Source organism: Halostagnicola kamekurae (assembly GCF_900116205.1).
Taxonomy (GTDB): Archaea; Halobacteriota; Halobacteria; order Halobacteriales; family Natrialbaceae; genus Halostagnicola; species Halostagnicola kamekurae.
Genome location: NZ_FOZS01000001.1, coordinates 104786 through 131353 on the forward strand (window position 1 = coordinate 104786; position 26568 = coordinate 131353).

22 protein-coding genes and 1 pseudogene are annotated in these 26568 nt (G+C 63.0%); 8 read left to right on the forward strand and 15 right to left on the reverse strand.

The features are described from left to right. The first annotated feature begins 102 nt into the window (after window positions 1-102). Window positions 103-2445, forward strand: coding sequence for a DEAD/DEAH box helicase (locus BM348_RS00535; RefSeq protein ID WP_092900547.1), 2343 nt, complete (start codon window positions 103-105; stop codon window positions 2443-2445). 120 nt (window positions 2446-2565) lie between these two features. Continuing rightward, window positions 2566-3123, forward strand: a complete 558-nt coding sequence (locus BM348_RS00540; RefSeq protein ID WP_092900549.1) for a KH domain-containing protein — start codon at window positions 2566-2568, stop codon at window positions 3121-3123. A 56-nt stretch (window positions 3124-3179) separates the two neighbouring features. On the opposite strand, the pseudogene BM348_RS22280 reads toward BM348_RS00540, so the two are convergent. Beyond that, window positions 3180-3278: pseudogene (locus tag BM348_RS22280) on the reverse strand (IS5/IS1182 family transposase); the annotation flags it as partial. Window positions 3279-3500: 222 nt separating this feature from the next. Here BM348_RS22280 and BM348_RS00545 point away from each other — a divergent pair. From BM348_RS00545 to thsA, 3 genes are all read left to right on the forward strand, one after another. After that, entirely contained in the window at window positions 3501-4031 is a 531-nt protein-coding gene (locus tag BM348_RS00545; RefSeq protein WP_245779373.1) for a hypothetical protein, read from the forward strand. A 148-nt stretch (window positions 4032-4179) separates the two neighbouring features. Continuing rightward, a complete protein-coding gene (locus BM348_RS20480; RefSeq protein WP_139231118.1) occupies window positions 4180-4494 on the forward strand; it encodes a hypothetical protein in 315 nt (104 codons plus the stop codon). Between the two features lie 211 nt (window positions 4495-4705). Then, on the forward strand, window positions 4706-6385 hold the full coding sequence (gene thsA, locus BM348_RS00550) for a thermosome subunit alpha (RefSeq protein WP_092900551.1): 1680 nt from the start codon (window positions 4706-4708) through the stop codon (window positions 6383-6385). Window positions 6386-6649: 264 nt separating this feature from the next. On the opposite strand, the gene BM348_RS00555 is transcribed toward thsA, so the two are convergent. Then, entirely contained in the window at window positions 6650-7132 is a 483-nt protein-coding gene (locus BM348_RS00555; RefSeq protein ID WP_092900553.1) for a DoxX family protein, read from the reverse strand. 171 nt (window positions 7133-7303) lie between these two features. On the opposite strand from BM348_RS00555, the gene BM348_RS00560 reads away from it, so the two are divergent. Further along, window positions 7304-8290 (forward strand): ornithine cyclodeaminase family protein, encoded by a 987-nt coding sequence (locus BM348_RS00560; protein WP_092900554.1) that lies wholly within the window; start codon window positions 7304-7306, stop codon window positions 8288-8290. A gap of 33 nt (window positions 8291-8323) precedes the next feature. On the opposite strand, the gene BM348_RS00565 is transcribed toward BM348_RS00560, so the two are convergent. The 4 genes from BM348_RS00565 to BM348_RS00580 all read right to left on the reverse strand — a co-directional run bounded on the left by BM348_RS00565 (window position 8324) and on the right by BM348_RS00580 (window position 13797). After that, window positions 8324-9766: a sugar porter family MFS transporter gene (locus BM348_RS00565; protein WP_092900555.1), complete on the reverse strand. Its 1443-nt coding sequence runs from the start codon at window positions 9764-9766 to the stop codon at window positions 8324-8326. A 245-nt stretch (window positions 9767-10011) separates the two neighbouring features. Next, complete coding sequence (locus BM348_RS00570) at window positions 10012-10413, reverse strand: DUF5518 domain-containing protein (protein WP_092900558.1); 402 nt, start codon at window positions 10411-10413, stop codon at window positions 10012-10014. A 150-nt stretch (window positions 10414-10563) separates the two neighbouring features. Next, on the reverse strand, window positions 10564-13221 hold the full coding sequence (gene leuS / locus BM348_RS00575) for a leucine--tRNA ligase (protein WP_092900561.1): 2658 nt from the start codon (window positions 13219-13221) through the stop codon (window positions 10564-10566). 156 nt (window positions 13222-13377) lie between these two features. Next, window positions 13378-13797 carry an Hsp20/alpha crystallin family protein gene (locus BM348_RS00580; RefSeq protein ID WP_050050440.1) on the reverse strand — a complete coding sequence of 140 codons (420 nt, stop codon included), beginning with the start codon at window positions 13795-13797 and terminating at the stop codon, window positions 13378-13380. A 223-nt stretch (window positions 13798-14020) separates the two neighbouring features. On the opposite strand from BM348_RS00580, the gene BM348_RS00585 reads away from it, so the two are divergent. Continuing rightward, window positions 14021-14863 (forward strand): DUF4097 family beta strand repeat-containing protein, encoded by an 843-nt coding sequence (locus BM348_RS00585; protein WP_092900564.1) that lies wholly within the window; start codon window positions 14021-14023, stop codon window positions 14861-14863. A gap of 51 nt (window positions 14864-14914) precedes the next feature. Here the strand turns inward: BM348_RS00585 and BM348_RS00590 are convergent, their stop codons facing one another. The 4 genes from BM348_RS00590 to BM348_RS00610 form a co-directional block, all read right to left on the reverse strand. Further along, window positions 14915-15370: a peroxiredoxin gene (locus tag BM348_RS00590; RefSeq protein ID WP_092900565.1), complete on the reverse strand. Its 456-nt coding sequence runs from the start codon at window positions 15368-15370 to the stop codon at window positions 14915-14917. A 68-nt stretch (window positions 15371-15438) separates the two neighbouring features. Then, a complete protein-coding gene (pheA, locus tag BM348_RS00595; RefSeq protein ID WP_092900566.1) occupies window positions 15439-16245 on the reverse strand; it encodes a prephenate dehydratase in 807 nt (268 codons plus the stop codon). A gap of 50 nt (window positions 16246-16295) precedes the next feature. Continuing rightward, window positions 16296-17621 carry an MFS transporter gene (locus BM348_RS00600; RefSeq protein ID WP_092900567.1) on the reverse strand — a complete coding sequence of 442 codons (1326 nt, stop codon included), beginning with the start codon at window positions 17619-17621 and terminating at the stop codon, window positions 16296-16298. A 471-nt stretch (window positions 17622-18092) separates the two neighbouring features. Continuing rightward, on the reverse strand, window positions 18093-18401 hold the full coding sequence (locus BM348_RS00610; protein ID WP_050050446.1) for a non-histone chromosomal MC1 family protein: 309 nt from the start codon (window positions 18399-18401) through the stop codon (window positions 18093-18095). Window positions 18402-18642: 241 nt separating this feature from the next. Between BM348_RS00610 and BM348_RS00615 the strand changes: the two genes are divergently transcribed. Next, window positions 18643-18840 (forward strand): hypothetical protein, encoded by a 198-nt coding sequence (locus BM348_RS00615; protein ID WP_049953837.1) that lies wholly within the window; start codon window positions 18643-18645, stop codon window positions 18838-18840. A gap of 227 nt (window positions 18841-19067) precedes the next feature. Here BM348_RS00615 and pheT read toward each other — a convergent pair whose 3' ends face one another. The 5 genes from pheT to BM348_RS00640 form a co-directional block, all read right to left on the reverse strand. Then, window positions 19068-20813, reverse strand: a complete 1746-nt coding sequence (gene pheT, locus BM348_RS00620; RefSeq protein WP_092900569.1) for a phenylalanine--tRNA ligase subunit beta — start codon at window positions 20811-20813, stop codon at window positions 19068-19070. Then, window positions 20813-22354, reverse strand: a complete 1542-nt coding sequence (gene pheS / locus BM348_RS00625; RefSeq protein ID WP_092900570.1) for a phenylalanine--tRNA ligase subunit alpha — start codon at window positions 22352-22354, stop codon at window positions 20813-20815. The genes pheT and pheS overlap by 1 nt, the downstream gene beginning before the upstream one ends. A 320-nt stretch (window positions 22355-22674) precedes the next feature. Beyond that, window positions 22675-24300, reverse strand: a complete 1626-nt coding sequence (locus BM348_RS00630; RefSeq protein WP_092903505.1) for a tryptophan--tRNA ligase — start codon at window positions 24298-24300, stop codon at window positions 22675-22677. 314 nt (window positions 24301-24614) lie between these two features. Then, window positions 24615-25661, reverse strand: a complete 1047-nt coding sequence (gene endA, locus BM348_RS00635; RefSeq protein WP_092900571.1) for a tRNA-intron lyase — start codon at window positions 25659-25661, stop codon at window positions 24615-24617. Window positions 25662-25763: 102 nt separating this feature from the next. Next, window positions 25764-26528 carry an endonuclease NucS domain-containing protein gene (locus BM348_RS00640; protein ID WP_092900574.1) on the reverse strand — a complete coding sequence of 255 codons (765 nt, stop codon included), beginning with the start codon at window positions 26526-26528 and terminating at the stop codon, window positions 25764-25766. Between the last annotated feature and the right edge of the window lie 40 nt (window positions 26529-26568).

A 26568-nucleotide genomic window follows, 5' to 3' on the forward strand; every position in this document is an offset into this window, starting at 1 on the left:
AGTGGCCGTTCGCGATCGCGTTCCGCGTTCGCAGTCAGCTCCGAACGGTCCGGCGGCACGCGAAGGAAACGCCTTTCACCGACCGCTTCCCGTTTTCGGGTGATGGAGGTCGCCGAGGTGCTGCCGGAGTTCGCCGACGCCTTCGCGTTCGAGGAGTTCAACCGGATGCAACGCGAAGCCCTGCCCGCCTTACTCGAGCGCGAGGAGAACGTGGTTGCGAGCGCTCCGACCGCGTCCGGAAAGACCGCGCTCGCGGAACTGGCGATCTGTAAGACGCTCGCCGACGGCGGGACGGCGCTTTTTATCGCCCCGATGCGAGCGCTGACCAACGAGAAAGAAGACGACTGGGATCGCTTCGAGGAGCTCGGCCACTCGGTCTACGTCGTCACCGGTGAGCGCGACCTGAACCCGCGACGCGCGCGGCGGGCGGACATCCTCGTGATGACTCCCGAAAAGCTCGACTCGGCGACCCGAAAGCACGACTCGAGGCGCTACGATTTCGTCACGGATATCGACGTCTGCGTGATCGACGAGGTGCACCTGCTGGATGCCGACCGGCGAGGGTCGGTCCTCGAGGTGACGATCTCGCGATTGCGACGGCTCTGTGAACCGCGAATCGTCGCGCTTTCCGCGACGATGCCGAACGTCGGAGACGTCGCGGCGTGGCTCGACGCGAGCGCCGAGACGACCTTCGAGTTCGGCGAGGAGTACCGGCCCGTCGACCTCAACGCGGGCGTGAAGACCTACACGCACGGCGAGAACGCGTTCGCGGACAAGTACCGACGGCTGTACCGGGCGCTCGACCTCGCGGAGCCGCACCTGCGCGAGGACGGGCAGGCGCTGGTGTTCGTCTCCTCGCGACAGGACACGGTTCGGGCCGCGGAGAAAGCCAGAGACGAGATCGCCGAACGCGACGTACCGATGGGGGCCCGCGGGGACTACGATTTCCACACCGACGCACAGGAACTCGAGAACGACACGCTTCGTAACTCCGTCCTCGACGGCGTGGCCTTCCACCACGCGGGACTGTCGAAAAACGACCGGGACCTCGTCGAGGAGTGGTTCAAGGAGGGGGTCGTCGAACTGCTCTTTTCGACCTCGACGCTGGCCTGGGGCGTGAATCTGCCCGCCCGGTGTGTCGTCATCCGGGACACGAAACTCCACGACCCGCTCGAGGGCGAGGTCGACATGAGCCCGCTCGACGTGCTCCAGATGCTCGGGCGGGCCGGACGGCCCGGCTACGACGACGTCGGCTACGGCTGGGTCGTCTGCGACGCCTCGGAGGCCGACAAGTATCGACAGCTACTCCAAGAGGGCAAGGAGATCGAATCCCGACTCGCCGAGAGCTTAGAGACCCACCTCAACGCCGAGATCGCGATGGGGACGATCACGGACTTAGAGGACGTGATGGACTGGCTCGAGACGACGTTTTACTACGTCCGCGGGCAGTCCCGGCCCGAGGAGTACGACTTCCCGAACCTCCGACAGCGCGTTCGAGACTGTCTCGAGCGCCTGGTCGAGCGCGGGTTCGTCGAGACGGGCGAAGACCTCTCGATCGAGGCGACACCGCGGGGCGTGCTCGCCTCGAAGTACTACCTGCGCCTCGAGACGGCGGCCAGGTTCGCCTCGCTGACCGAGCGAGAGTCGATCGAGACGGCGGACGTACTCGAGACCGTGGCCGGCGCGGTCGAGTTCGACTCGGTCTCGGCGCGCCAGTCCGAACGCGACGCGATCAACGCCGTGTTGGTCGGCCGGGAGACCGACGACCTCGATGCGGGCCAGCGGAAGGTGCTCGCGATTCTCAGGGGAGCAGCCAGCGGCTCGACGCCGAGCGAACTCCGGAGCGACGCGTGGGTCATCCGCCGGAACGCGACCCGGCTCCTCTCGGCGCTACAGGCGTTTCTCGAGCGGTTTTCGGGACCGCACGAGGCGAACCTCGCCCGACGGGTCGAGGCCCGGATCGAAAACGGCGTCGCCGAGGACGCGGTCGGGCTCACGGCCATCGACGGTGTCGGACCTGGCCGCGCGAGCAAGCTCGCGAAAGAGGGACACTCGACGCCCGGCGACCTCGTCGCGGCGGGAATCGACGGACTCGTCTCGGCGGGTCTGTCGGACGGCGTCGCCGAGCGGGTCTACGAAAGCGCGCAGTCGCTTCCCGCGGTCGAACTCGAGTGGGGGCGATTCCCCGACGAGATCGCGACCGGCGAGAACGACGCCCGCGAGGTGACGGTTCGCAACGTCGGCGAACCCGCACAGGCGGGCATTCGCGTCACCGTCAACGGCGTCGAGATGACGAAGACGAGCACGTACCTCCGAGGGGAGGAGACCGTTCCCGTCGGCGTCTTCGGGGCCAACGCGGACGAACTCGAGTTTACGGTCAGCGTCGCGTTCCCCGAACTGCCGCTCGTTCCCCAGCGGGAGACGAAGACGGTCGACGTCGTCTAGGCGACGAGCGCCTGTCGTCGTTGCCGCTCGGCGAATGAGTCCGAGAGGCCGCCAAATCCGTGGGAACGACCTGCGAACGCGGTCCAAGGCCTTTTGCTGTTTCACCCAGTAGTAGCGAGCATGCAGCACGTGAAGATTCCGCAGGACCGTATCGGCGTTCTCATCGGCGAAGGAGGCGAGACGATGCGAGAGATCGAAGCGGCGGCCGAGGTTCGACTGGACATCGATTCCGAAAACGGGTCGGTCGCCGTCGACACCGTCGGCGATCCGGTCAAGGGACTCAAGGGCCCCGAAATCGTTCGTGCGATCGGTCGCGGATTCCCGCCGGAGGACGCGCTTCGACTCCTCGACGACGACATGATGCTGTTCGACGTCGTCGACATCGACGCCGCCTCGCGCAACAATAACGACCTGAAACGCAAGAAAGGACGACTGATCGGCGAGAACGGCCGCACTCGAGAGCTGATGGAGGAACTCTCCGGTGCGTCGGTCGTCATCTACGGCTCGACGCTGGGCGTCATCGGCGCCCCGCCGGAAGTCGACGCCGTCCGAACCGCCGCCGAGATGTTACTCGACGGCGCGCCACACGGCGCGGTCTACTCGTTCCTCGAGGAACGACACAACGAGATGAAACATCAGGGGATGCAGTACCACGAGTACCCCGGCGGGAAATCCTGACTGGCATTTGGATTACTTGGCTGTAGTGAATCACCACACGGCGCTGGATATATCCATCACACAGTATGCTTGATGTTGTAGACGACACACATCAAAACGATTTCACGGAACTCTCAATACCAGTTTCGCGTACGCAGGGCATCGGCAAGCGTACGCTATTACACATCTTTAATTGTGTGAATTGAGATTAGAGTTTGCCACTCTTTCCTAGAAACTTATCGAGAATTATGTGGTGATTCCCTGGCCAATATTGGATGGCGTTTATAATAAAAGTAAGTCTCTTTGGTTGATACAAATACATATATGTTCCGGGTATTGAGCGAGTTTGATTATACTACTATATGTTGAATAAGCAACCAGCATGATTCTTATTCGCAATGGGTAGAAAATTCCAATATGGGTATGCAGATGATCCATCGTATCCGTTGCGTACTATCTATGCAGGACCGGAAGATCCAGTCGATGTACTCGCCCTCACATGGGAAAACAGTGCTGAAGCCAAGAGACTAGAAGTGAGGGACCATCGTAGGGTTCACCAATCTGTTATCACTGACGATTATACGAGTTTTGACGAAGGAAGCTGGACTGGATCCGGACTTGGTGTTTTTGTTGATGGGTATCAAGCATCAATGGATTCCGGAAAAACTGGAGTTGATGAAACAGATTGGAGTCAGATGGTCGTTACAGGGGTTTTCCTAGAGAAGGGTAAAGATTTCAGGCCAGAAACCTCGCTTCAAGGGATATATAAATATGCTTGGGAAGGTTCAGAACCCGATGTGTCGGTATCTTATCCAGCATCAATTTCTTTTGAAAAAATGAATATGAGGAATCGAAAGAGCTCCAACACACACCAGATGGAGATACGTTCCATATTAAAGCCAAAGAAGTCATGTAATACGTTCTATTAGAATTACCATCTATTATGATTAGTAGCCGGAATAAAATATTGCTAAACAGATGAGTGATAGTATGAGTTTATGTTCATTTAAACGAAGGAGGCTGCTTCAAGCAATTATCGTCAGTTTTAGCATTCCGCTACAAGGCTGTCTTGAGTGGGTGACTGGAACCGAAGAGCAAAATGACGCAGTCCTCATTATCAATAATTTAACCGAACATTCAATTATGATTGAGTATATTGTACGTGGAGAAGAGAATTCTATCCTGCATGACGACCAAACCACAATTAAGGCGGGGAAGGGGTACCTTTCCCCAACGTTCCCAGACGAGACAAGAGCGGTAGAGTATACTATAAATAAAGAAGAATCAGGGAATGTTGTTATTCCTCGAAATCCGCAAGGAGCAGACAATTCGGGACCGACAAAACTCACCATATCCTATACGACTACAGACGGAATGCGATACGAGAAGTGATATTTGCTGAAGGCAAATATCAGCATCAGCCGAAACCGAGAGGTTCGATCCTACTTAAACGCTCTCAAACGAGAGCTCATACATAAAAGCTCTCGAATATTTTCGGCGAAACCCGTGATTGAAGCCTCTTCGGCGATCCAAGCCTGTCCGACAACAAAAGAACTATATAGAATAACAAACAATCCTTCGTTTGACTATGGCACAACAGCAGATGGGCAACCAGCCGATGATCGTACTTTCCGAGGACAGCCAGCGTACCTCCGGAAAAGACGCACAGTCGATGAACATCACGGCCGGGAAAGCCGTCGCGGAATCGGTTCGCACGACGCTCGGACCGAAAGGGATGGACAAAATGCTCGTCGACTCGACGGGCTCGGTCGTCGTCACCAACGACGGCGTCACCATCCTCTCGGAGATGGACATCGACCACCCGGCGGCCAACATGATCGTCGAGGTCGCCCAGACGCAGGAAGACGAAGTCGGCGACGGCACAACCTCCGCCGTCGTCGTCTCGGGCGAACTCCTCAAACGCGCCGAGGAGCTCCTCGACCAGGACATCCACGCGACGACGCTCGCACAGGGGTATCGCCAGGCCGCCGAAGAGGCGACCGAAGCCCTCGAGGAGATCGCCATCGAAGTCGACGAGGACGACACGGAGGTCCTCGAACAGATCGCCTCGACGGCGATGACCGGAAAGGGCGCCGAGAACGCTCGAGACCTGCTCTCGGAGCTCGTCGTTCAGGCGGTCCAGACGGTCTCCGACGACGGCGACGTCGATACGGACAACATCAAAGTCGAGAAGGTCGTCGGCGGCTCGATCGAGAACTCCGAGCTCGTCGAGGGCGTCATCGTCGACAAAGAGCGCGTCTCGGACAACATGCCGTACTTCGCCGAAGACGCCAACGTCGCCATCGTCGACGGTGCGCTCGAGGTCAAAGAGACCGAAATCGACGCCGAAGTCAACGTCACCGATCCGGATCAGCTCCAGCAGTTCATGGAGCAAGAGGAAGCGCAGCTCGAGGAGATGGCCACGACGCTCGCGGACGTCGGCGCTGACGTCGTCTTCGTCGACGGCGGCATCGACGACATGGCCCAGCATTACCTCGCACAGGAGGGCATCATCGCCGTCCGTCGCGTCAAATCCAGCGACCAGGGTCAGCTTGCTCGCGCGACCGGCGCCTCGCCCGTCACGACCGTCGACGACCTGACCGAGGACGACCTCGGCTTCGCCGGCAGCGTCGCACAGAAGGACATCGCCGGCGACCAGCGCATCTTCGTCGAGGACGTCGACGACGCGAAGGCCGTCACCCTGATCCTCCGCGGCGGCACCGAGCACGTCATCGACGAGGTCGACCGCGCCATCGAGGACTCGCTTGGCGTCGTTCAGGCCACCATCGAGGACGGCAAGGTCGTCGCCGGCGGCGGCGCACCCGAAGTCGAGCTCTCGCTCGCGCTCCGCGACCACGCCGACTCCGTCGGCGGCCGCGAACAGCTCGCGATCGAAGCGTTCGCCGACGCGCTCGAGGTCGTGCCGCGCACGCTGGCCGAGAACGCTGGTCTCGACCCCATCGACTCGCTGGTCGAACTGCGAAGCGCACACGACGGCGGCGACACGGCCGCCGGTCTCGACGCCTACACCGGCGACACCATCGACATGGACGCCGAGGGCGTCTACGAGCCGCTTCGCGTGAAGACACAGGCGATCGAATCCGCGACCGAAGCCGCGGTCATGCTGCTTCGCATCGACGACGTCATCGCCGCTGGCGAACTCAAAGGCGGCGCGCCGGACGACGACGATGACGACGAGATGCCGGCCGGCGGCCCAGGCGGCCCAGGCGGAATGGGCGGCGGCATGGGCGGCATGGGCGGTGGCATGGGCGGCATGATGTAAACCTAAATTTTGCTCTGCGGGACGGCAAAGCCGTCCCTCGGCAAAATTTAGTACAAAAGCACTCCTCCCTCCGTTCCGAGCGCAAAGCGCTCTCCACATCGGTCGTCGGCCCGTTCGGGCCTGCGGCCCTCACGGTGAAGTGGAATGGGCTTACAGCCGCATTGTTGGTGAAGCGTACCAAGCGCGGCCCACAACCAACAGCGACCATTTCTTTCGGTGCGCGACTCGTATTCCTCCAATCTTTAGTCACAACGCCGACGACACTCAGCCGGTTTGGTGGCCGCGACTCGAGTCCGCCGGAACGAACAGTTCCTCGTCGAAGAGATATCGCTCGAGCGAGCACGCGCCCGGGCCGCTCAGAACGAGCGCGAGCGAGACGAGCGTCAGGACGAGCGTGTACTCGATGCCGCCGTCGCCGGCGACGAACCCGTAGGGAAGGTGGACGAGCACGGTGGCGACGCTCATGATCACGGCGAGGAGCCCCGCGGCGTATCGGGTGAACAGTCCGACCAGGAGCAAGCCGCCGCCGACGAGCTCGACGAGGCCGACGGCCCACGCGAACAGCGTCGGGAAGGGGAGACCGAGTCCCGCGAGTGTTTCAGTGAACCCGGCGATACCGCTCGCTTTCGGACCGATACCGAGTACTTTTCCGAGCCCGGAGATGACAAAGACGATTCCCAACGCCAGTCGAAGGACGACGGGATTCCAGCGCGTTCCGGTTCGCTCGAGCGAATTTCTAGTCGCCATAGCTATCGGTTTGTATTCGAGGGACATATTCTTGTCTCCGATTGAATTGTCAGGAAATAATCCGGCCGGCGGCGAACGAGAGCCGAACGGCTCTCCATTCCGAGTGAGAAAACGAACGCAGAGCGGGGTTTTTCGGCACGAATTAAATACCGGCCGGCAATAGTTGCACGTATGCACACGCGACTTCTGGACAGCGAGGACGTCGACGAGAACGCTCGAATGATCGACGTTATCGACGCCGTCGAAGCGGCTTTCGCTGCGTTCGAGCGCGGGACGACGCAGATGCCCGCCAAATCCTACATCGACCTCCCGCAGTACAACGGCGACTTCCGATCGATGCCCGCCTATCTCGAGACCGACGACTGGGACGCGGCGGGGGTCAAGTGGGTCAACGTCCACCCGGACAACCCGCGGGATCACGACCTGCCGACCGTCCTCGGAACGATGATCTACTCCGATCCCGAGACCGCGTTCCCGCTCGCGATCATGGACGGGACCGAACTGACGATGAAACGGACCGGCGCGGCCGCGGCCGTCGCGACGGACTATCTCGCTCGCGAGGACGCTTCGAGTCTGGGCATCGTCGGGGCAGGTGTGCAGTCGTACACGCAACTCGAGGCGATCGCGGCCGTCCGGCCGATCGAGGAGGTCGTCGTCTCGGATCTCGACGAGGAGCGCCTCGAGCGGTTCGTCGACGCGTTCGCAGGCGAGTTCGACATTCGGAGCGGATCGATTTCCGAAGCGGGCCACTGCGACGTGCTTTCGACGGTGACGCCGGTCGAGGACCCGATCGTCGGGGTCGACGACGTCGGCGAGTCCACCCACGTCAACGCCATCGGAGCCGACGCCGCGGGGAAACACGAACTGAGCGACGAGCTCCTCGAGTCGGCGACGGTCGTCATCGACGACCACGAGCAGTGTACCCACTCCGGAGAGATCAACGTCCCCTACGCCGCGGGCGTCCTGACGGATGCGGACATCCACGCCGAAATCGGCGAAATAGTCACCGGCGCAGTATCGGGGCGGACGGACGAAACAGGTGTGACCGTCTTCGACTCCACCGGCCTCGCGATTCAGGACGTCGCGGCGGCCCGCGTCGTCTACGAGAACGCGCTCGAAGACGAGGACGGGTACGAGTTCGGCATGATCGACGCCTGATCGGCAGACGGGATCAGTCGTCGGCGCGTTGGATCAGTCGTCCGCGTCGGTCGCGCTCGAGCGGTCGTCGGTCGCGGCGGTTCCGACGGCCGTCTCGCGCAGGTCCGCTTCGATCTCCTCGAGCGATCGGCCCTTCGTTTCGGGGACGAGCTGGTAACAGAACACGAGCGCGAGCGCCGAGAACGCGCCGTAGAGCCAGAACGTGCCGGACTGGCCGAAGACATCGACCAGCCGAAGGAAGGTCAGCGAGACGATCAGGTTACCGGCCCAGTTGACGACCGTGACCACGCCCATCGCGGTCCCGCGGACCTCCATCGGGTAGATCTCGGAGATCATCAGCCAGAACACCGGTCCGAGACCGATCGCGAAGAAGGCGACGTACAGCATCAGGCTGCCCGTCGCGACCCAGCCGACGATACCGGAGAGCCCGGGCAGGTAGAACACGGCGCCGAGCACCGCGAGCATCAGCGTCATGCCGCCCAGACCGGTCAACAGCAGCGGCCGACGGCCGGTCCGGTCGATCAACAGGACCGCGACGACGGTCATGACGACGTTGATCGCACCGATTCCGACGGTGGCGAGGATCGACGCGGTATCGGCGAAGCCGGTCGACTCGAGGATCGTCGGCGCGTAGTACATCACCGTGTTGATGCCGGTGATCTGCTGGAACGCCGCCAGCCCGACGCCGACGATCAACATCGGTCGAACCCACGCCTTGAGCAGGTCCCGAAGGGTGCCGGATTCGGTCTGGATCGTCTGTTTGATCTCCTCGAGTTCCTCACCGACCCGCCCTTCGGGCCGCGTCCGAGAAAGTACGTCGCGCGCGTCCGATTCGCGGCCCTGTTCGTAGAGCCAGCGCGGACTCGCGGGCATAAAGAGCATGCCGAGGAACAGGATAGCTGCGGGAAGCATGCCGATACCGAGCATCCAGCGCCACTCGCCGCCGTTGGCGAAGGCGTAGTTCACCAGATACGCGATGAGGATCCCGCTCGTGATCGTTAACTGGTTGAGCGAGACCAGCGAGCCGCGGATCTTCGGTGGCGATATCTCGGAGATGTACAGCGGCCCGACGACGGACGCGAAGCCGACGCCGAGTCCGTCGACGATCCGGCCGAGGATGAGCACCTCGACGTTCGGGGCGACCGCCATGATGAGCGAGCCGATGAAGAAGACGACCGCGCCGACGAGGATCAGCCGGCGGCGACCGAGCCGATCGGCGAGGCGGCCGCCGAGTGCGGCCCCGAAAATCGCGCCGATCATCGCGCCGCTTACGATCACTCCTTCGACGAGGGAGGGGTCGATCGCGTACCCCATGATCGCCGTCAGGTCGAACGTGTCTCGGATGTAGAGCATCGCGCCGGAGATGACGCCGGTGTCGAATCCGAACAGTAAGCCGTTGAGGGCCGCAAGGCCCGCGACGACGTACACGAACGAATTCCGATCGCCGGTCGTCGTCCCTGTCTGAGTAGCCGACATTGGTAGTCTGTGAATTATTCTTTCAGATCAGAGTTAACAAACGCATCGGTCTCGAGCCGTGTCGAAAAGCGCTCGACTCGAGTGTGGGATTTCGATGCGCAAGACCAGATTACTGTCCCCAAGCGATACTGAATCGGAGTCAGCAGTCCGACGAGTAATGTTCGCGGCTCAGCAGTCTGGGACAGTCGGCGAGCAACACCTACCAGTCGATAGGAGCACCAATAGAATGGGGTCGCTCTCGCCAACTATCGAGAGGCAATGGTGTTTGCCACCCAACCACCGACACGACCGCATCCTCGGCCGAATAGTGGTGCAACACACACCACAAGTCCACTGGCGAAGACAAAAAATATGACACTAGATCGCGACCATGTCGCCGTCGTACCTGCTGTCACGAGGAATATGAGCAGTCCGAAGACCCCTCCAATAAAACCAGCGCGGAGTCCAGCAGCACTTGGGTCTGACGCGCGGGTTGCGGCGATGATTCCTGCGATGAACGCTCCGAATATCATTATACCAGCACCGATGGTCGCCTCCGAGTTCGGTAACCAATTTACAAGAACGGTGATAGGTAGCGAGGCTATCGCACCGATGAACGCGAATCGCCATATTTCAGGAAGAGTGCGGACGCGGAGAGGCGACGCCATATGCTCTTCTGAGAATTGCTAACAGTATATCACTTCCGGAGGGTTGAACAATAAAGACTTCAGCGGGTATTCAAGCTCCGCGACACTCGCATACAAAGCACGCGTGGCTTTCGGACTCGAACGCCGCCTGAATCCCTGATTCCGCCCGAATCAGTCTTCGATCTCGATCGCCGGACGACCAGGTTCGGCGTTTCGAAGCACGTCGTCGTCGGCGTCGGTCGCGCGGACGACCCGAACCGGCACGTCGAACTCGCGTTCGATCAGCCAGACGGCCGACTCGAGGGCGTCGTACTCGGCGTCGACCTCGAGCGGGCGGGTCAGCGCCTCCCGCTCGGCTTGCAGGTCCTGTCCGTAGCTGGCTGCCGCGTCGCCCTGCTCGCGGATTTCCGAATTCTGCATGAGTTCGCCGATCAGGTTGTTGGCGTCGCTCTCGATGGCGATCTCGAGGGCGTCGTACTTCCACTCGGGCGCGACGACGACGTCGATCGATTTCGGGTCCTCGATACCGGCCACGTCGATGATCTGGCGGATGTCCTCGCGAGTGTTCTCGACCAAGTTGCGGCGCTTCTCGACGTGGTCGCGATCGACCGTCGCGCTCGGCCACGGGGCGTCGACGACGAACTCGTTGTTTCCGAGCGCGTCGTACAGTTCTTCGGCGATGTGGGGCGCGACCGGTGCGAGCAGGCGGACGACCGCAGAGAGGCCGCGCTCGTAAGTCGCAGCGTGTGGCTCGGTGTACTCGGCGTACTGGCGGAGCGTCCGGACCAGTTCCTGACTCTCGCGAACAGCGGCGTTGAAGGTCAGGTCGTCGTACTCCTCGCCTGCGATCGCGATCGTCGCGTCGATCTCGCTCTCGACGTAGCTCGCGACGGCGTCGTCCTCACCGTCGGGCGGGCTCGAAGCATAGTCTTCGACCAGCTCCTTCAAGCGGGTCAGGAAGGCGTACGTCGAGCGCACGCCCTCCTCGCTCCAGTCGAAGTCCCGCTCGGGCTGGGCGGCCTGCATCATGAACAGCCGCGCGGTGTCCGCGCCGTACTCCTCGACGATCCGCTGGGGCGAGACAACGTTGCCGACCGACTTGGACATCTTCTCGCCCTCGAGTTGGACCATCCCCTGTGCGAGCAGGTTCTCGAAGGGCTCGCGGTGCTCTAAGCCCTCGTGGTCGGCGAGGACCTTCGTGAAGAACCGCGAGTAAAGCAGGTGCATCACGGCGTGTTCGATGCCGCCGACGTACTGGTCGACCGGCATCCAGTCGTTGGCCCGCTCGCGGTCGAACGGCGCGTCCTCCAGCTCGGGCGAGACGTACCGCAGGAAGTACCACGAGGAGTCGACGAAGGTGTCCATCGTGTCCGTCTCTCGAGTGGCCTCGCTCCCACACTCCGGACAGGTCGTCTGCTTCCACTCCTCGGCTGCGTCGAGCGGGTTCCCGGTGGTGTTGATGAACTCCGGGAGTTCGACCGGCAGCTCCTCGTCGGGAACCATCACGGGACCGCACTCGTCACACTGGACGACCGGGATCGGCGTCCCCCAGTAGCGTTGACGGGAGATCCCCCAGTCGCGAAGCTGGTACTGAGTCGCCTCCGCGGCGCTGTCGATGTCCGCCGTGAGTCGCTCGCGGGCGACTTCGCTCTCGAGGCCGGAGTACTCACCGGAGTTGACGAGCACGCCGTCGTCGGTGTAGGCTTCCTCGCTGACATCCGGCGCGTCGGGAACCGTCTCGCCGTCCCAGTCGTCGGGTTCGGGAGCGATGACGGGCACGATTTCCTCGCCCATCTTCTCGGCGAAGGCGTGGTCGCGCTCGTCGTGGCCCGGCACGGCCATCAGCGCGCCGGTTCCCACGTCCGAGAGGACGAAGTCGGCGACGTAGACCGGAATCTCGTCGCCGGTGACGGGATTGGTCGCGGTCAGGCCGGTCGCGACGCCGTTGGGTTCGTCGCCCTCGGGGTCGGCTTCGTGCTCGATGAACTCGCGAATCTCGTCGTTCTCCTCGGCGAGTTCTTCGCTGATCGGATGGTCCGGCGCGAGCGCGAAGAAGGTCGCGCCGTGAATGGTGTCGACGCGGGTGGTGAAGGCCTCGACCGAACCCTGACCCTCAATTTGGAAATCCAGTTCCGTCCCGTACTGGCGGCCGATCCAGTTGCGCTGCATCTGGCGCACCGAGTTGGGCCACCCCTCCAGATCGTCGATGGCCTCGAGCAGTTCGTCGGCGTACTCGGTGATCTTCAGGAACCACTGCTCGAGTTCGCGCTGGACGACCGGGGTATCACAGCGCCAGCAGAGTTCGGCCTCGCCTTCGACCTGTTCGTCGGCCAGCACGGTTTCGCACTCGGGACACCAGTTGACCTCGGCGTCGCGGCGCTCGACCAGTCCTTCCTCGTGAAACCGGGAGAAAAGCCACTGGTTCCACTGATAGTACTCCGGCTCGCAGGTCGCGATTTCGCGCTCCCAGTCGTAGCCAAAGCCCATCGAGACCATCTGCTCGCGCATCGTCTCGATGCAGTCTTTCGTCCAATCTCGAGGATTGGTATCGCGTTCCTTGGCCGCGTTTTCGGCCGGCAGCCCGAACGCGTCCCAGCCCATCGGGTGGAGCACGTCGTCGCCGTTCATCCGCCGGTAGCGGGCGTAGGCGTCCGTGATCGTGTAGTTTCGGACGTGGCCCATGTGGAGCTTACCGGACGGATACGGGTACATCCCCAGCACGTACGTCGGATCCTCGACGTCGTCGGACGTTCGATATGCGTCGCCCTCGTCCCACGCGTCCTGCCACCGCCGTTCGACCGCTACGTGGTCGTATCCCTCTTCGGTCATCTCTTGATTAGGTGTGTTCGTGACGCGGCCCTATACCTTTCCATCCAAGTGCCGCCTTTCGCTCCGCGGTACCGTTTTTCATCGCCGCGACGATCTCGTCGGGACACGCTCGAGCCGTTCGGCAAGAGAGCACGGTCGGTCGACCGGTTCGGCCGATCACTCGATGTCGATCCGTTTCGACTCGTCGTCCCCGCTTTCTTTGGGAAGCGTCACCGTCAGGACGCCGTTCGTGAAGGTCGCCGAGACGGCCTCCTCGTCGACCGGCTCCGGCAGCCGGATGCGGCGGTTCGCCGATTTGCTCGTCCGCTCGCGGCGGACGTACTCGCCCTCCTCGAACGCCGTTTCGTCCTCCCGAGTCGCCTCGAGCCGGAGCGCGCCGTCCGACAGCGTCAGCTCGATGTCGTCGGTTTCGTAGCCGGGCAAGTCCGCCGTCACGACGAACTCGTCGCCCTCGTCGGCGACGTCGACGGCGACCGAGCCGGGAACCTGCAGCCCGCCGGTCATCATTCCCTCCTCGACCTGGTTGCTGATTCGGTTGAGCAGTTCCTCGAGGTCGTCGAACGGGTTCTGGCGCATACTTCTCATACGTACTCGAGTAGAATAAACGCTGCCCGTCGATCGGCGACAAAGAGACGTTCGATTCGTCACTGACGGCGTCGCAGCCGCGCCGAAACGAGTCGGGCGGCGGGTCTCCTCGAGTCGATTGTTTCCAAATTGGTCGAGTAGGACGTCAAAACATCAATTGACGAGGATTTTTGATGGATGAAGTGTTACTACGTTGTACAGACGGTCGTTTCACATGAATCTCGAGATTTCGCGTCGCCAAGCTCTCGTCAGTGGGAGCGTCGTATCGATCGCCGCTGTCTCGCTCGGCGCTGTCGCAGTCAGTACCGGAAGCGATGAACAAGAGAAGACCACGGAGACGGCCACCGAAACGTACGCGGCGGACGAAATTTCGGTGACGGCCGACGTCGGCAGCGTTTCGATCACCGGTGGAGATCGCGAGATGGTCGAATTCGAGAGCACGAAACGTGGTACGGAGAGCGCTCTCGATCGCACGATACTACGGCGAAACGAGAGCGGCGGATCTCTCGAGGTAACGGTCGATTACGAACGGACTCTTCTGGATCGGCTGGTGTCGAATTCGAGACCGGACGTCGAAATCGATCTCGCCGTTCCGGCCAAACTCACAAACGTCGCGCTCGAAACGACAAACGACGGTGTCCGAGCACGCGATATCGAAACTGACCTCACAGTCTCGACTATGAACGGCAATATCGACATCGAGGACGTGTCGAACGTCGATGCCCTCTCGTCGACGAACGGCGGGATCGACGCCGACGTGGAAGCGCTCAACGACGGCGCAACGGTCGAGACGACCAACGGCGACGTCACCATCGGGACAGACGCGCTCGAGGGGGATACGACGATCGAAACGACGAACGGCGATATCGAGTTCGGTCTCGGTTCGTCCGCCGATGCGACCCTGTCTGCGTCGACGACGAACGGCGACCTTTCGATTACAACCGACCGCGCGGAGGTTCTGACGGATACCGACGACGAACTCGAGGCGGTCGTCGACGACGGCACACACCGAGTCGAGTTCAAAACGACGAACGGTGACGTGACCATCGGAGACTGAACGAATCACCGGGGACGATTCTGAATACGCCGATACCGACGAATCCGAGCGTTACTCGGAAAGCGTAACGGAGCCATCCTCGAGCGCGTCTCCCAGCACGTCGCGGGCGTGACCGTCCGGATCGACGTTCTCGTAGACCGTCTTTACCTCGCCGTCCGCGAGGAAGAACGTGGTTCTGGCTGCTGTGCCACCGCTACGATCGACGCCGAAACGATCCGCCAGGTCGCCCTCCGGATCGGCCAGCAGCTCGAACTCGAGGCCTTCTGCCTCGCAGAACTCCCGGTGGGAGTCGACGTCGTCGGTGGAGACGCCGTAGACCTCGACGCCGGCGTCCCGATAGGTGTCGTACTCGCGCTGGAACTGATTGGCCTCGATAGTACAGCCGGGCGTGTCGTCGCGCGGGTAGAAGTAGACGACGGTCGGATCGTCGAACGCGGGCGAGACCGTCTCGCCGTCCTGATTCGGTGCCGTGATCTCGGGTGCGTCGTCGCCTGTCTCGAGTACCATCGTCTGGGCGTTCCGGGCGACGAGGAAAAACAGTTTCTGGTCATCACTCGAGTCGACGCCGGCCGTCGCTACTCGACGACGTGTTGGGTATCGTACGACCCCAGCCGCCGGACCCAGCCGTTCTCCGCGAGTTTCTCGAGATCCGCGAGCGCTTCCTCGGTTCGAGACTCGTAGAGGCCTGCCTCGATGTCGATATGGAAGACGTAGTCACCCAGTCGCTCCCCGCTCGGTCGGGACTCGAGTCGCGTGAGATTGATGTTTCGATCGGCGAAGGGCTCGAGGAGCTCGAGGAGCAGCCCCGGGTAGTCGACATCGGGATACGCGACGATGGAGGTTTTTCCGCCGCCGGGCGATCGATCCGCCGCCGGCGCGACCGCGAAGAATCGCGTGGCGTTCGAGGACCGTTCCTGAATGTCGTCGGCGATCACTTCGATGCCGTCGCCGGCGTTGTCCGGATGGGCGATACCGGCCATCGACGGGTCCTCGCGAGCGTACTCGACGCTCTGGGCCGTGCTGGCGACGGCCTCGAGGGTCGCGTCGGGGTACGTTTCCTCGAGGTAGGATCGACACTGAGCAAGCGCCTGGGAGTGGCTGGCGATCGTCTCGAAGTCCTCGCCCTGGGCGAGCAGCGCGTGGTTGATGGGGGTGACGACCTCGCTGACGATCGCGATTTCGTACTCGGCGATCGCGTCGAGGCTTTCGGTGACGCTGCCTTCGATACTGTTCTCGATGGGGATGATACCCCGATCGTACTCGCCGCTCGCGACGGCGTCGACGATCGCCGTCACCGACTGGCGGAAGTCGATGTCATCGCCGATCGCCTGTGCCGCGCGGTGGGAGTACGTCCCCTCGGGTCCGAGCGTGACAACGGTCATGACCTCTTGTTTACGGGTCGGGAGCAAAAGCCCATCGGGAACCCGGATCGTCAGTCGTCGGCCGCGGTGGGAGCATTGGTTCCGGTCGACGGATCACCGGAGACGAGCCACCCCTTCTCGGTCGCGTCCGCCGCGACGTGCGGTTGGAAGACCCACGCGCAGAAGGCGAGGATGGGGATCATCGAGACGCCGACGATTGCGTAGCCGACGTGGAGGTTCGGAAGGAACGGCGCGGCGAACACGAGCGGGTAGACGGAACCGCCGACCGTGCCGATACCGCCGACGATACCGGCGACGGTGCCCGAGTTGTTCGGGAACATCGCCGGCACCTGCGCGAAGATCGCCCCCTCCGAGAAGGCACAGCCGACGCCGACCAGAAATCCGGCGCCGACCGCCGCGTAGACGTTCCCGGTCAATCCGGCGGCCGTCATGCCGAACATCGTCAGGACGACGAACACGAGCGTCAGGAACGTCCACTGTTCCCGGTACCGGCCTTCGAACCACGGCAGCAACTCGAGTTCCTCGCGTGCGAGGACGTCGCTGACGTAGCCGCCTATCGGCCGAAGCAAGCCCGCTGCGACCGAGAACGTCGCAGCGAAGGTGGCGGCGATCACGATGTCGCCCTGTCCGAATCCCTCGCGGTAGTAGGTCCCCAGCCAGCCGTTCATCGCCACTTCGAGGCCGAACGTCATCATGTACGCCGCCGCGAGGACGACCGCGCCGTGGCGGGTCGCGATGTAGAGCCACTGTCGTCTGTTGACGCCGTCTCTGGTCGCCTGCCGTCTGGCCTCAGTCTTTGCGGCACCGCCGAGGACGAAGTAGACGACCCCCAGAACGACCGCGATCACGCCGGTGTAGAAGAACGCGGCGCGCCAGTTCGACGCGAATATCGGACCGCTGTACTCCGCGCCGAAGAGCCGCGGCAGGGTGAAATACGCTCCGAGCCCCGCACCGGCGTTGCCGATACCGGCGAAGATCCCCTCCGCAAGCCCGAGGTTCTCCTCTTCGAACCACTGAGAGACGTGCTGAATTCCGATCACGAAGGTGACCCCGGCCAGCGACGCGATAATACGCGAGCCGACGAACACCTCGTAGGTCTGGGAGAACGCGCTGATGATCGAAAAAGTACCCACGAGCAGAAGCGTGATGCCGGCGATCACCGGCGCGCCGAACCTGTCGGTGAGCGGCCCGACGAGTATCCGCCCGAGCGGCACGGCGACGACGGCCGCGCTCGAGACGACCCCGAGTTGTGCAACCGAGAGGCCGAACTCGGTCGCGATGGCGTCGGTGAACGGGGCGAAGGAGAACCAGATGACGAAACCGAGGTTGAACATCGCCGTCGCGAGGAGCAAGTTCTTCCACTTGGCGTCGATCATACGCCCACCTCGTTCGGTTCGCCGACCGGTCCGATCGAACCCACACCGGCACAGCCGGCCGGCCGTCGGCGCTTGGTGGGTCGCGCTGACGAGGCCGCGGACCCGTCCAGACTGAGGAACTCGTTTCGATGTGAACACACGGTTTTTCTATCCCGAAGTTGGTGGACGAACGTACCCATATTTCGACTAGCCATGGCTAGTCGGACACGTATAAGCGTATTTATTAGACAACTATAACAGTACAACGGAATAGCCGTTACACTAGGTCGTATTATCGTCTTTGGAAACTGGACGAACGACCAGTAATACGGTCCAAGGGAGTCGGTCGAAAACAGTCGGTCGAAGCGATCGACCGAAACCGGTCGGTCGAAGTCGGTCGGTCAGATGGTACGACGGAGACGGAGTCGAAGACCCATCACTCAAGAGCGTCGGCACTCGAGCCACGCCGTCGCGAGAATCGCCGGCCGCCGATTATTCGTCGAGGTGTTCGATTCCCTGCTTTGCCACGTTCGCTTCCGTGATCTCGCCGGGCATCCAGTCGGGTTTGTCGTCCGGTGCGGTTTCCTCCCAGGCCCAGCCGTCGTAGATGTGGACCTTGTCCGTACCCTTCTCTCGAAGCCGGAGTTCGACTCGCTCGGCGGCGTCCTCACTCGAGCCGGCCTCGAGTCGCCGTGCCGCTTTGAGTGCGGCCTGCCGAGGTGTGTTCCCGGAGAAGACGCTCTCCTCATCTCCGTTAGACGTGCGCAGTGCAAAGTTCCGCTTACCATCTTCACGTACCATGGTTTTTCCCTCCGTGTCAGTTCAGCACACGGTCCGACATAAAGATATCCCCCAAAATCGACCGACTGCGCCAGTATCTTTAAGTACGTCCGGTCCCCCACCAACTGTCACCAATTGGTTCATCGGCGTGAAATTCCACCCATATATTCAGATACGTACGCCATACGTGACGTGGCACATCGATATTGCGTAGAAAACACTTAAGTAGATCCTGCGGTGAAGTTCGTGCTAGAACCCCGCGATGGTCCGGAAAAAGAAGTTGAGTCCAAGCGGCGCGAAAGACGATAACGGGAACTATCACAACGTCCATCTCAATCTCCACGAGGACGAACTCGAGGTGGCGGGCATGGACATCGGCGACGAGGTCTTCGTCCGCGTTCGAGACGGGAAGATCATCATCCAGAAAGCCGACGAGGAGGAAGTCGAACACAATTTCTAAAACCGAAGTTTTGCGCTGCGGTCTATCGAATCCGGCCAGCTACCGCTGGCCGGATTCGATGTCCCTCGGCAAAAATTCGATTAAAAGCACGGCGTCACCCCCTCAGCCGCGCCGTTGGCGCGGCTTCGAGGGCTCCTTGGCTCGCTCGCTCACTTCGTTCGCTCGCGGGAGAATATTGTAGCCTCACCGCATCCAATCAACTGAACGATGCTCAATTCGAGGGGTGCTCAGTTCAGCGCCTCGAGATCGAACTCGAACGCCGCGACCGGAACCTCGAGGTCGTGTTCGACGAGCACCTTCGGATGGAGTTCGCCGATCACGCCGACTTCTTCGCCGTCGATGACGACCGCTGCGGTCCGACCGCCGATGAACGACGGGTGTTCGGTCGGCGGCGTCTCGAGGTCTCCGCCGAAGTCCCGGACGAGCGTCTGGAGTCGACCTTTCGCGTCCTCGTAGGCCGCATCGTGGCGTGCGAGCACGGCACCGACGCTCCGGCGTTCGGCGACGCCCGTGTTCTCCGAGTCGTCGACCTCGGCCGCGAAGCCGATTTCGGCCAGATCCTGGGGATACGAGCGGTGGGTGTTTCGCTCGAGGACCATCACCAGCGAGGGCAACACCCACGTCCGGAGCATGGTGTAGTCCTCGCTGTAGGGCTCTTTGATCGTGGCGGGCTCGCCGACGCCGTAGACGGCCTCGTCCGCACTGTCGTCGTCCGACGTCGGAAGCGACAGTCGATCGAAGTTCTCGACCTCGTTGATCATGTGGAAGTTGAGCAGGTCCTCGAACCCGAGCCCGACGAGACTCCGACGGGTCGCGTCCTCGAGGCGACTGCGCTCGTGCCGCCCGCCGACGGTCCCCGCGTCGGGGTAGCGTGGCTCGAGTTCGTTGAAGCCGTAGGCCCGCCCGAGGTCGTCGATGAGGTCCATCGGGTGGAGCACGTCGACGCGGTAGGGCGGGATCGTCATCTCGTAGGTGAGGGAAGCGGCGTCGCTTTCCGCCGTCTCGGCCTCTTCCGTATCGGCCTCGAGACCGGCTCGTTCGGCCAGATCGACGACTTCCTCGGGATCGAGGTCGATACCGAGAATCGTCTCGATGCGGTCGTGGGCGACGGTCTTGGTCTCGAGCGAGAGGTCGGGCCGAACGAGTTCGCGATCCGGATACGCGACGGTCACCTCCTCGATAGTGCCGCCGCGGGCGCTTAACGCATAGCAGATGATCGCGCACATCTTGTCGATCGTCCACTGATCGGTGCCGGTCAGTTCGACGAACAGGTCTCTCGAGTCGGTCGAGACCTCGGTTCGCCGGCCGTTGATCACCGGCGGGAACGAGAACAGACCGAGTTCGTCGTAAATCGCCGGGTACCGCTCGGTATCACGGACGAGGTCGGCGTAGGTTTCGCCGGTTGGGTGCTCGGAGAGCACGTCCGCTGGCGTCATCTCCCGATCTGAATCCAGCGGCACGAACGTATCGCTGTCGGGGGCGATACCGGTGTAGCGGACGCTCGAGTCGGCCGCTCCCGTCGAGGCGCCCTTGAGCATGGTGAGGTCGTGAATGCCGATCGCGCCCTTCGCGCGCTTTCGGCCCATCGTCGCGTGGAGCTTCTCCTGTAGCTGGATGAGCGAATCCAGCGCGTCCTCGTCTAGATTCACGCCGCGGACGACCGCGCCCGTGACGTACGGGCGCTCGTCGGGGACGCCGTCGTCGACCTCGATGGTCCACTCGGCCGAGTTCGTGTTCGGCACGTAGACGCCCCGGTCGTCGCCGTACTGGTAGCGAAGCGAACGGGCGACGCCCTCGACCGAAAGCCGATCGAGTCGATCCGGCGCGAACTCGAGTTCGAACTCGTCGTCCTCGGTTCGGCCCTCGAACTCCAGTCCGAGCGCGAACAGGTCCTCAATCAGGTCGTCGTCGCTCTTTTCGTCGGCGCTGGTTAACTCGCGTAACTCGTCGGGGTCGATTTCGACCGTGGGCATCAGTAAGTCACCTCCGTCTCTCGCAGCAGTTCCAGATCGCACAGCGTCCCGTGAATGTCGCGGATATCCTCGAAGCCGTACATCAACATCAGCAGGCGCTCTAAGGCCAATCCCCAGGCCATCACGTCGCAGTCGACGCCGAGGGGCTCGAGCATTTCCTCGCGGAAGATCCCTGAGTTACCGATCTCGACGAGTTCGCCCGTCGTCGGATGCGTCCCGAACAGCTCGAAGCTCGGCTCCGTGTACGGATTATAGTGTGGCTTGAACTCGATGTCCGTGATCCCGAACTGGGCGTAGAACTCCTCGAAGGTTCCCATCAGATCGCGAACGGAGAGGTCCTCGGCCATCACCCAGCCTTCGATCTGGAAGAACTCGAGGAGGTGGGTCGGATCGAGCGTGTCGTTTCGATACACCTTCTCGACGCTGAAGAATCGCTGTGGCGGCTCGAGGTCGCCGATCTCCTCGCCGGAGAGGTACCGCGCCGAAAGCGAGGTCGTGTGGCCGCGCAGTGCGAGCGCACGCGCGAACTCCTCGTCCCACGGCGAGTGGTATCCCTCTCCGTCCGAACCGACGCCCTCGCGGTGGGCGCGCTCGACCCGGTCGACGAGGTCCGCGGGTAGCTCGTCGATGTGGGTCGGTTGCTCTAAGGCGAACCGATCCCAGTGAGTCCGCGCCGGGTGGTCCTGGGGCATGAACAGGCAGTCGTTGATCCAGAAGTCGGCGTCGACGTGCGGGCCTTCCATCTCCTGAAAGCCCATGCCGACGAGGACGTCTTTCACGCGATCCGCGGTCTGGCGCAGGATGTGGGTCTTGCCACCCTCGACCGCCTCAGCGTCGGCCTCGACGTTGTACTCGGCGAACTCCGCATCTTCCCAGTCGCCGCTTGTGAGCAGTTCGGGCGTGACCTGCCCGACGGTCTCTGCGGTCTCGATGCCCGCCATCAGCTCCGTGACGCCGAGTTCGGAAAGCGTCGCGGAGCGGACGGTCGTCTCGCTTCGCTCGAGTAAGTCCCGACGCTCGAGGTCGGCAATCGTCTCCGCGTCAGTCTCGAGGGAATCGACGGGCGTCTCCCCGCCGTCGCTTCCCGTCGCGTCGGCGGTTTCGGCGAGCGCGTTCGCCTCCGAATCCGCGTCGGGGTCGGCGTCGGGATCGGCGGTGATCTCGCCGCTGTCGATCGAGCCGTACCCCTTCCGGGCGTAGTTCGACAGCGCGATGTCGACCGCTTGGCCCTCGAGCCCGGACGCGCCGATGACCTGCCCCATCGAGACGGGCCCATCGTCTGCACCGGCCTCGAGTGCCGCCTCGTAGAGTCGCACTTCGGGAAGGCCCGCATCGACGTACTCGCGGCCCTCATCGGTGATCGATACCGTTTCGTCGACGCGTTCATCGACGGCGACCAATCCCTCGTCCTCGAGTTCGAAGAGCGCGCCGGTCACGGTCTCCGGGGGAAGCTCGGTCGCCGCAGCGAGGGCGTCGACGGACTGTGCCTCGTCTGCGCTCGCGGCCTCGATGACCGCGGCCTGTGCGTGTGGGAGTTTCATTCGCTTACTTCAATGGCTGTGGGTCGGTCAGTTAGCGGTTCCGACTCGGTACGGCCGGTTTCGACCCGATCGGCTCGGCGGAGCCGCTCGAGCGTTCACCGACTCACCGGAAAAAAGCGAAGCCGAATCCCGACGGCGGCTGCTGTGGCTTGCGAGTGACACTGGCACGGACACGGGATTCGGTTGCCATACCTGTCAGGTGAGCCGGTCCCGCCAAAAGCCTTGCGGGACGGTCCCACGCCTCGAGTGCGAGCGGTTGTCGGCCGGTCGGATCTATCCGCGGCGACCGACCCCAACCTGCGTTCCGGCGACTCGAGACCCTACCCGCGTCGCGGCGACTCGAGTTCGATGTCCGCCTCCTCGAGCAGGTCCTCGACCTCCTCGCGCTTTTCCTGGTGGTCCGCGAGGAAGTCCCGCATCAGTTCGGCGGCCTGTTCCTTGCAGCCGCCACAGAGGCGTTCGCCGCCGACGCACTCGTCGTATACCTCCTTTGCGAACTCGTCGTCGTCGCCCGCGAGCAGGTAGGCGTACAGCTCGTAGACCGGACACTCGTCGGCCCGACCGCCGAGTTCGCGCTGTTTCTCTGCCGTCTCGCGGCCGCCGGTCGTCGCCGACTTGACCTTGTCGTATCCCTCCTGTGGGTCGTCGAGCAGGGAGATGTGGGAGGCCTCGATCGACGAGGACATCTTCCCGCCGGTTAGACCGGTCATGAACCGGTGGTAGATCGACGACGGCGCCACGAATCCGTAGCCGCCGTTCTCGACTTCGACGGTCTTCGCCAGCGACTCGGCCGCCTCGAGGTCGAGATCGAACGCGTCGACGTGGTTCTCGTAGACACGCTTCTCGCCGTCGATGGCGTCGATGAGCGCCTCGAAGGCCTCGTCGGTCGCCCGCCGGTTGAAGAACCGGGTTCGCGGCCGAACCGGCTCCTTGCCGGCTTCCGAGAGCTTCGAGACGACCGAACCCAGGGTGTCGGGCGAAACCTCGAGTTCCTCGAGCGGCGTCCGCTCCAGTTCGTCGGCGACGTGCACGCACCGAAGCGAGTCATCGTCGAAGTCCGCGGGCTCGAGGCGGTCGTAATACTCGGCGACGAGTTCGCGTTCGTCGTCGTCGAGTTCGAAACTCGCGTAGGCCTTCGAGACCTTGAAGAATCGCATCCGCTCGGCGAGGTCTCGAGCCAGCCTGACGTGGGGGTCCTGATCGGGACCGACGGGGATCACGGTCGGCTTTGGCTCCTCGAGTTGGGGGTAGAGGATGTCGGCCATCTGGGTCACGACGCTTTGCATGTGCGAGACGTCGGTTTCACCGTCGAAGCCGTAGATCGCCTCGAACTCCGAGAAGTTCGCCTCCGCGCCGAGTTCGAACGCCAGATCCTGCACCTCGCGGTTGGTCGACTGGCGGTACAGGGTGCCATCCTCGGGGTCAAACCCGAGCGCAAGCAAGGAAAGGAGGTAGTTCCGGCTGTGCTCGTCGATCTCGTCCCAGGTCAGCCCGCGAGCGGCGTGGGCCTCGAGATCCGCGATGAGCCCGTAGGCGTCGCCCCCCTGCTGTTGGTGCCAGATGATCTCGTCGAAAACCAGCTTGTGACCGATGTGGGGATCACCGGTCGGCATGAACCCCGAAAGCGCCGCGAACGGCTCGTCGTTGCGCATCGCCTCGGCGACGGGCCGGTAATCCCGATGGCCGAAGATGACGCCCCGGCGCAACAGATAGTGTGGGTTCGGCACCTCCGGGAGAATTTTCTCGAACTCCTCGATGCCGAACTCCTCGAAGAGGTTCCGGTAATCGGAGACGCTCGAGGAACCCCACGGATCCAGCGCGACGTCGTCTGCACCTGCGGCTCCACCGTCGGAACGGAGTTCCGGCGAGGATCGCGATCCACGGGATCGCTCACCGCCATCCGTTCTCAGTTCCATCGAGTCCTCGAGTGGCTCGTCTCCGGTCATTATCACCGTGTTGGCGTGCCAGCGCGCAAAAGGCTTCGGCTTCGGGGCGGATTCGGCGTGATCGGCCAGATATCCGGCAGTGGCGCGCGCTCGATCGCGGTTCGCTTGAACCGCGATCTGAAGTCGTGCGAGGTCTTCGGTCACGAGGTGACCGAACGGCTTGGAAGTCGCGAAGCGTCTTCCAGTGGATGAGCGAAAGCGCGGAGCGATTGAGCGAATCGGCTGGGGAGGGTGTGGAAATCAGTGTTGCCAGCGTGAGCAGCGTTCCTGAATCCGACATCTACGCCGGAAAGTAATCACAAAATACCGTTGAATCAGGGGGTGAGTCGCTCGAGCGACCACCACTCGACCGACTCACCGTCTACGAGCGCGAACACCATCGTCTTCCGAACGCCGTGGGCGAGCCGAACGTCAAGCGCGAGGTCTCGCGGTTCGAAGACGTGATCCCCGGAGAGCACCCGGATCAGCAACTCGGAGTGGCCCAAGTCGTCGATCGAGTCCACCTCGGCGTAGGTCCGAAAGTCGGCTCCAAACTTGTAGCCCGTCTTCGGGACGACGCCGCGCTCGCGCAGCGTCTCGTAGACCCGAAGCCGCCGATCGAACCGCTCGCCTTCGACCGCTCGCCCCCGCTCGCGAACGACCGACGGCTCGAGGCCGAGGATCCCCCGCTCGGCGAGGTGAGCCGCCTCGAGCAGAGAACACTGCAGCGTCGGCCGGTCGTACTCCCGGCCCTCGAGCGGCTGGCCGTAGAAGGCCGTCTCGTAGAGGGCCGCCGGCGGCTCCCAGACGACGACCCGATCGGCGAGCAGGTCAGCGTCGACTCCCCGGACCGAATCGATTCTCGCGGAGTCCCCAGTCGGCTCCCTCGGGTTCACGTCGAAGTACGTGATCTCGCTCTCCTCGTCGACGACCGCGAGGACGCTCTCCTCGAGCGCCGTCGCCGGAATGTCGGTTCGCTCGCCGATAACCCGCAAGGCGTAGGCGATTTCGCCGTCGCCGGGGCCCTTGCCCCGTGGAAACACCGCGAAGTCACAGTCCGGCGGGTCGGCCACCCACGGCTCCGCGGCGGGCGAGAGGTAGAATCCCCTCGAGCGCAGGTCGGCGTACACGAGGAATCGAACCCCGAAATCGGTGCCGGGCTCGCGGGCGAGCAGATCCCGAAAGGCGAGTCGCTCGCCGCCGTCGACCACCGCCTCGAGGTCGCCCCGATAGAGCAAGTGCGCCGCCTCGACGGGCGCGAGCGCGATTTCGTTTCCCTCGAGCGGATAGCCGTAGCCCCGCGAATCGTGGTAGCGCTGGCGCGCGTCGGCGCCCACCCGGACGACGCCCGCGTCCTCGTCGAACCGACCCTCGAGTGTCATGGTCGCGGTTGTGCCGCCCGGCACAAAGGGACTGTGGATCGGACCGGGAGGGTGGGTCCGGAAATCCGACGGCTGCATTGAGAGCGCGTCGCGAACCCGGCTCTAGTCACCGCTGGTCGCTTTGGGTGCGTGCTCTACCACCCCCTCGCAGGTGGCGTCGAGACAGCGCGTGCCGCCGGGGGTGTTGAACGTCGGGAGCCCGCAGGCGCACTCGCCGTCGACGACCCCCGACGGGACCCTGAATCCGGTGTCGCAGTCGGGGTAGTGCTCGCAGCCGGCGAGCAACCCGCCGCGTCTGAGAATTCGCAGGTCACCGTCGCAGTCGGGTTCGGGACAGTCCCACTCGCGGTCGAACGCCTCCGAGACCGCGTCGTCGAGCGACTCGCACTGCCGGTCGAGACAGACGTTGAACGCCAGCCCGCGTTCGACGCGCATCCGAGGAAGCCCGCAGTCGCAGGCGTCCTCGCGGATCGTCGCGTCCGAGGGAAGGCCGTAGCGGGTTCCACAGTCGACGCAGTTCACGCCGCTCGAGCGCACGAGCGCGCCGCCGCAATCGGGACAGTCGCCGACCGGCGTTCCCGCCGACGAGGCGGGGTAGTGGGCGAAGGCGTCCTGTTCGTGGGCCGCGATCCGAAGCGTCTGGGTGTCCTTTTTCGCCACGAGCGTGAAGCCGTCCGAGCGGTCGCTCGAGACGCTGTCGGCCCGCGTCAACCACGCGACCGGCTGGTAGCCGTCGATATCGTGGACGAGGACGGTGTTGTCGGGCTTGACGAGGGTCGTCACGCGGCCGCGATACTCCTCTCGAGACGTTCCGTCGGTGATTACGGTACAGTCGCCCGCGAGCACGCGGAGTGCGTCGTCGATCATGGGCGGTCTGGCCGCGGGTTCGTATATAAACTACAGGGCC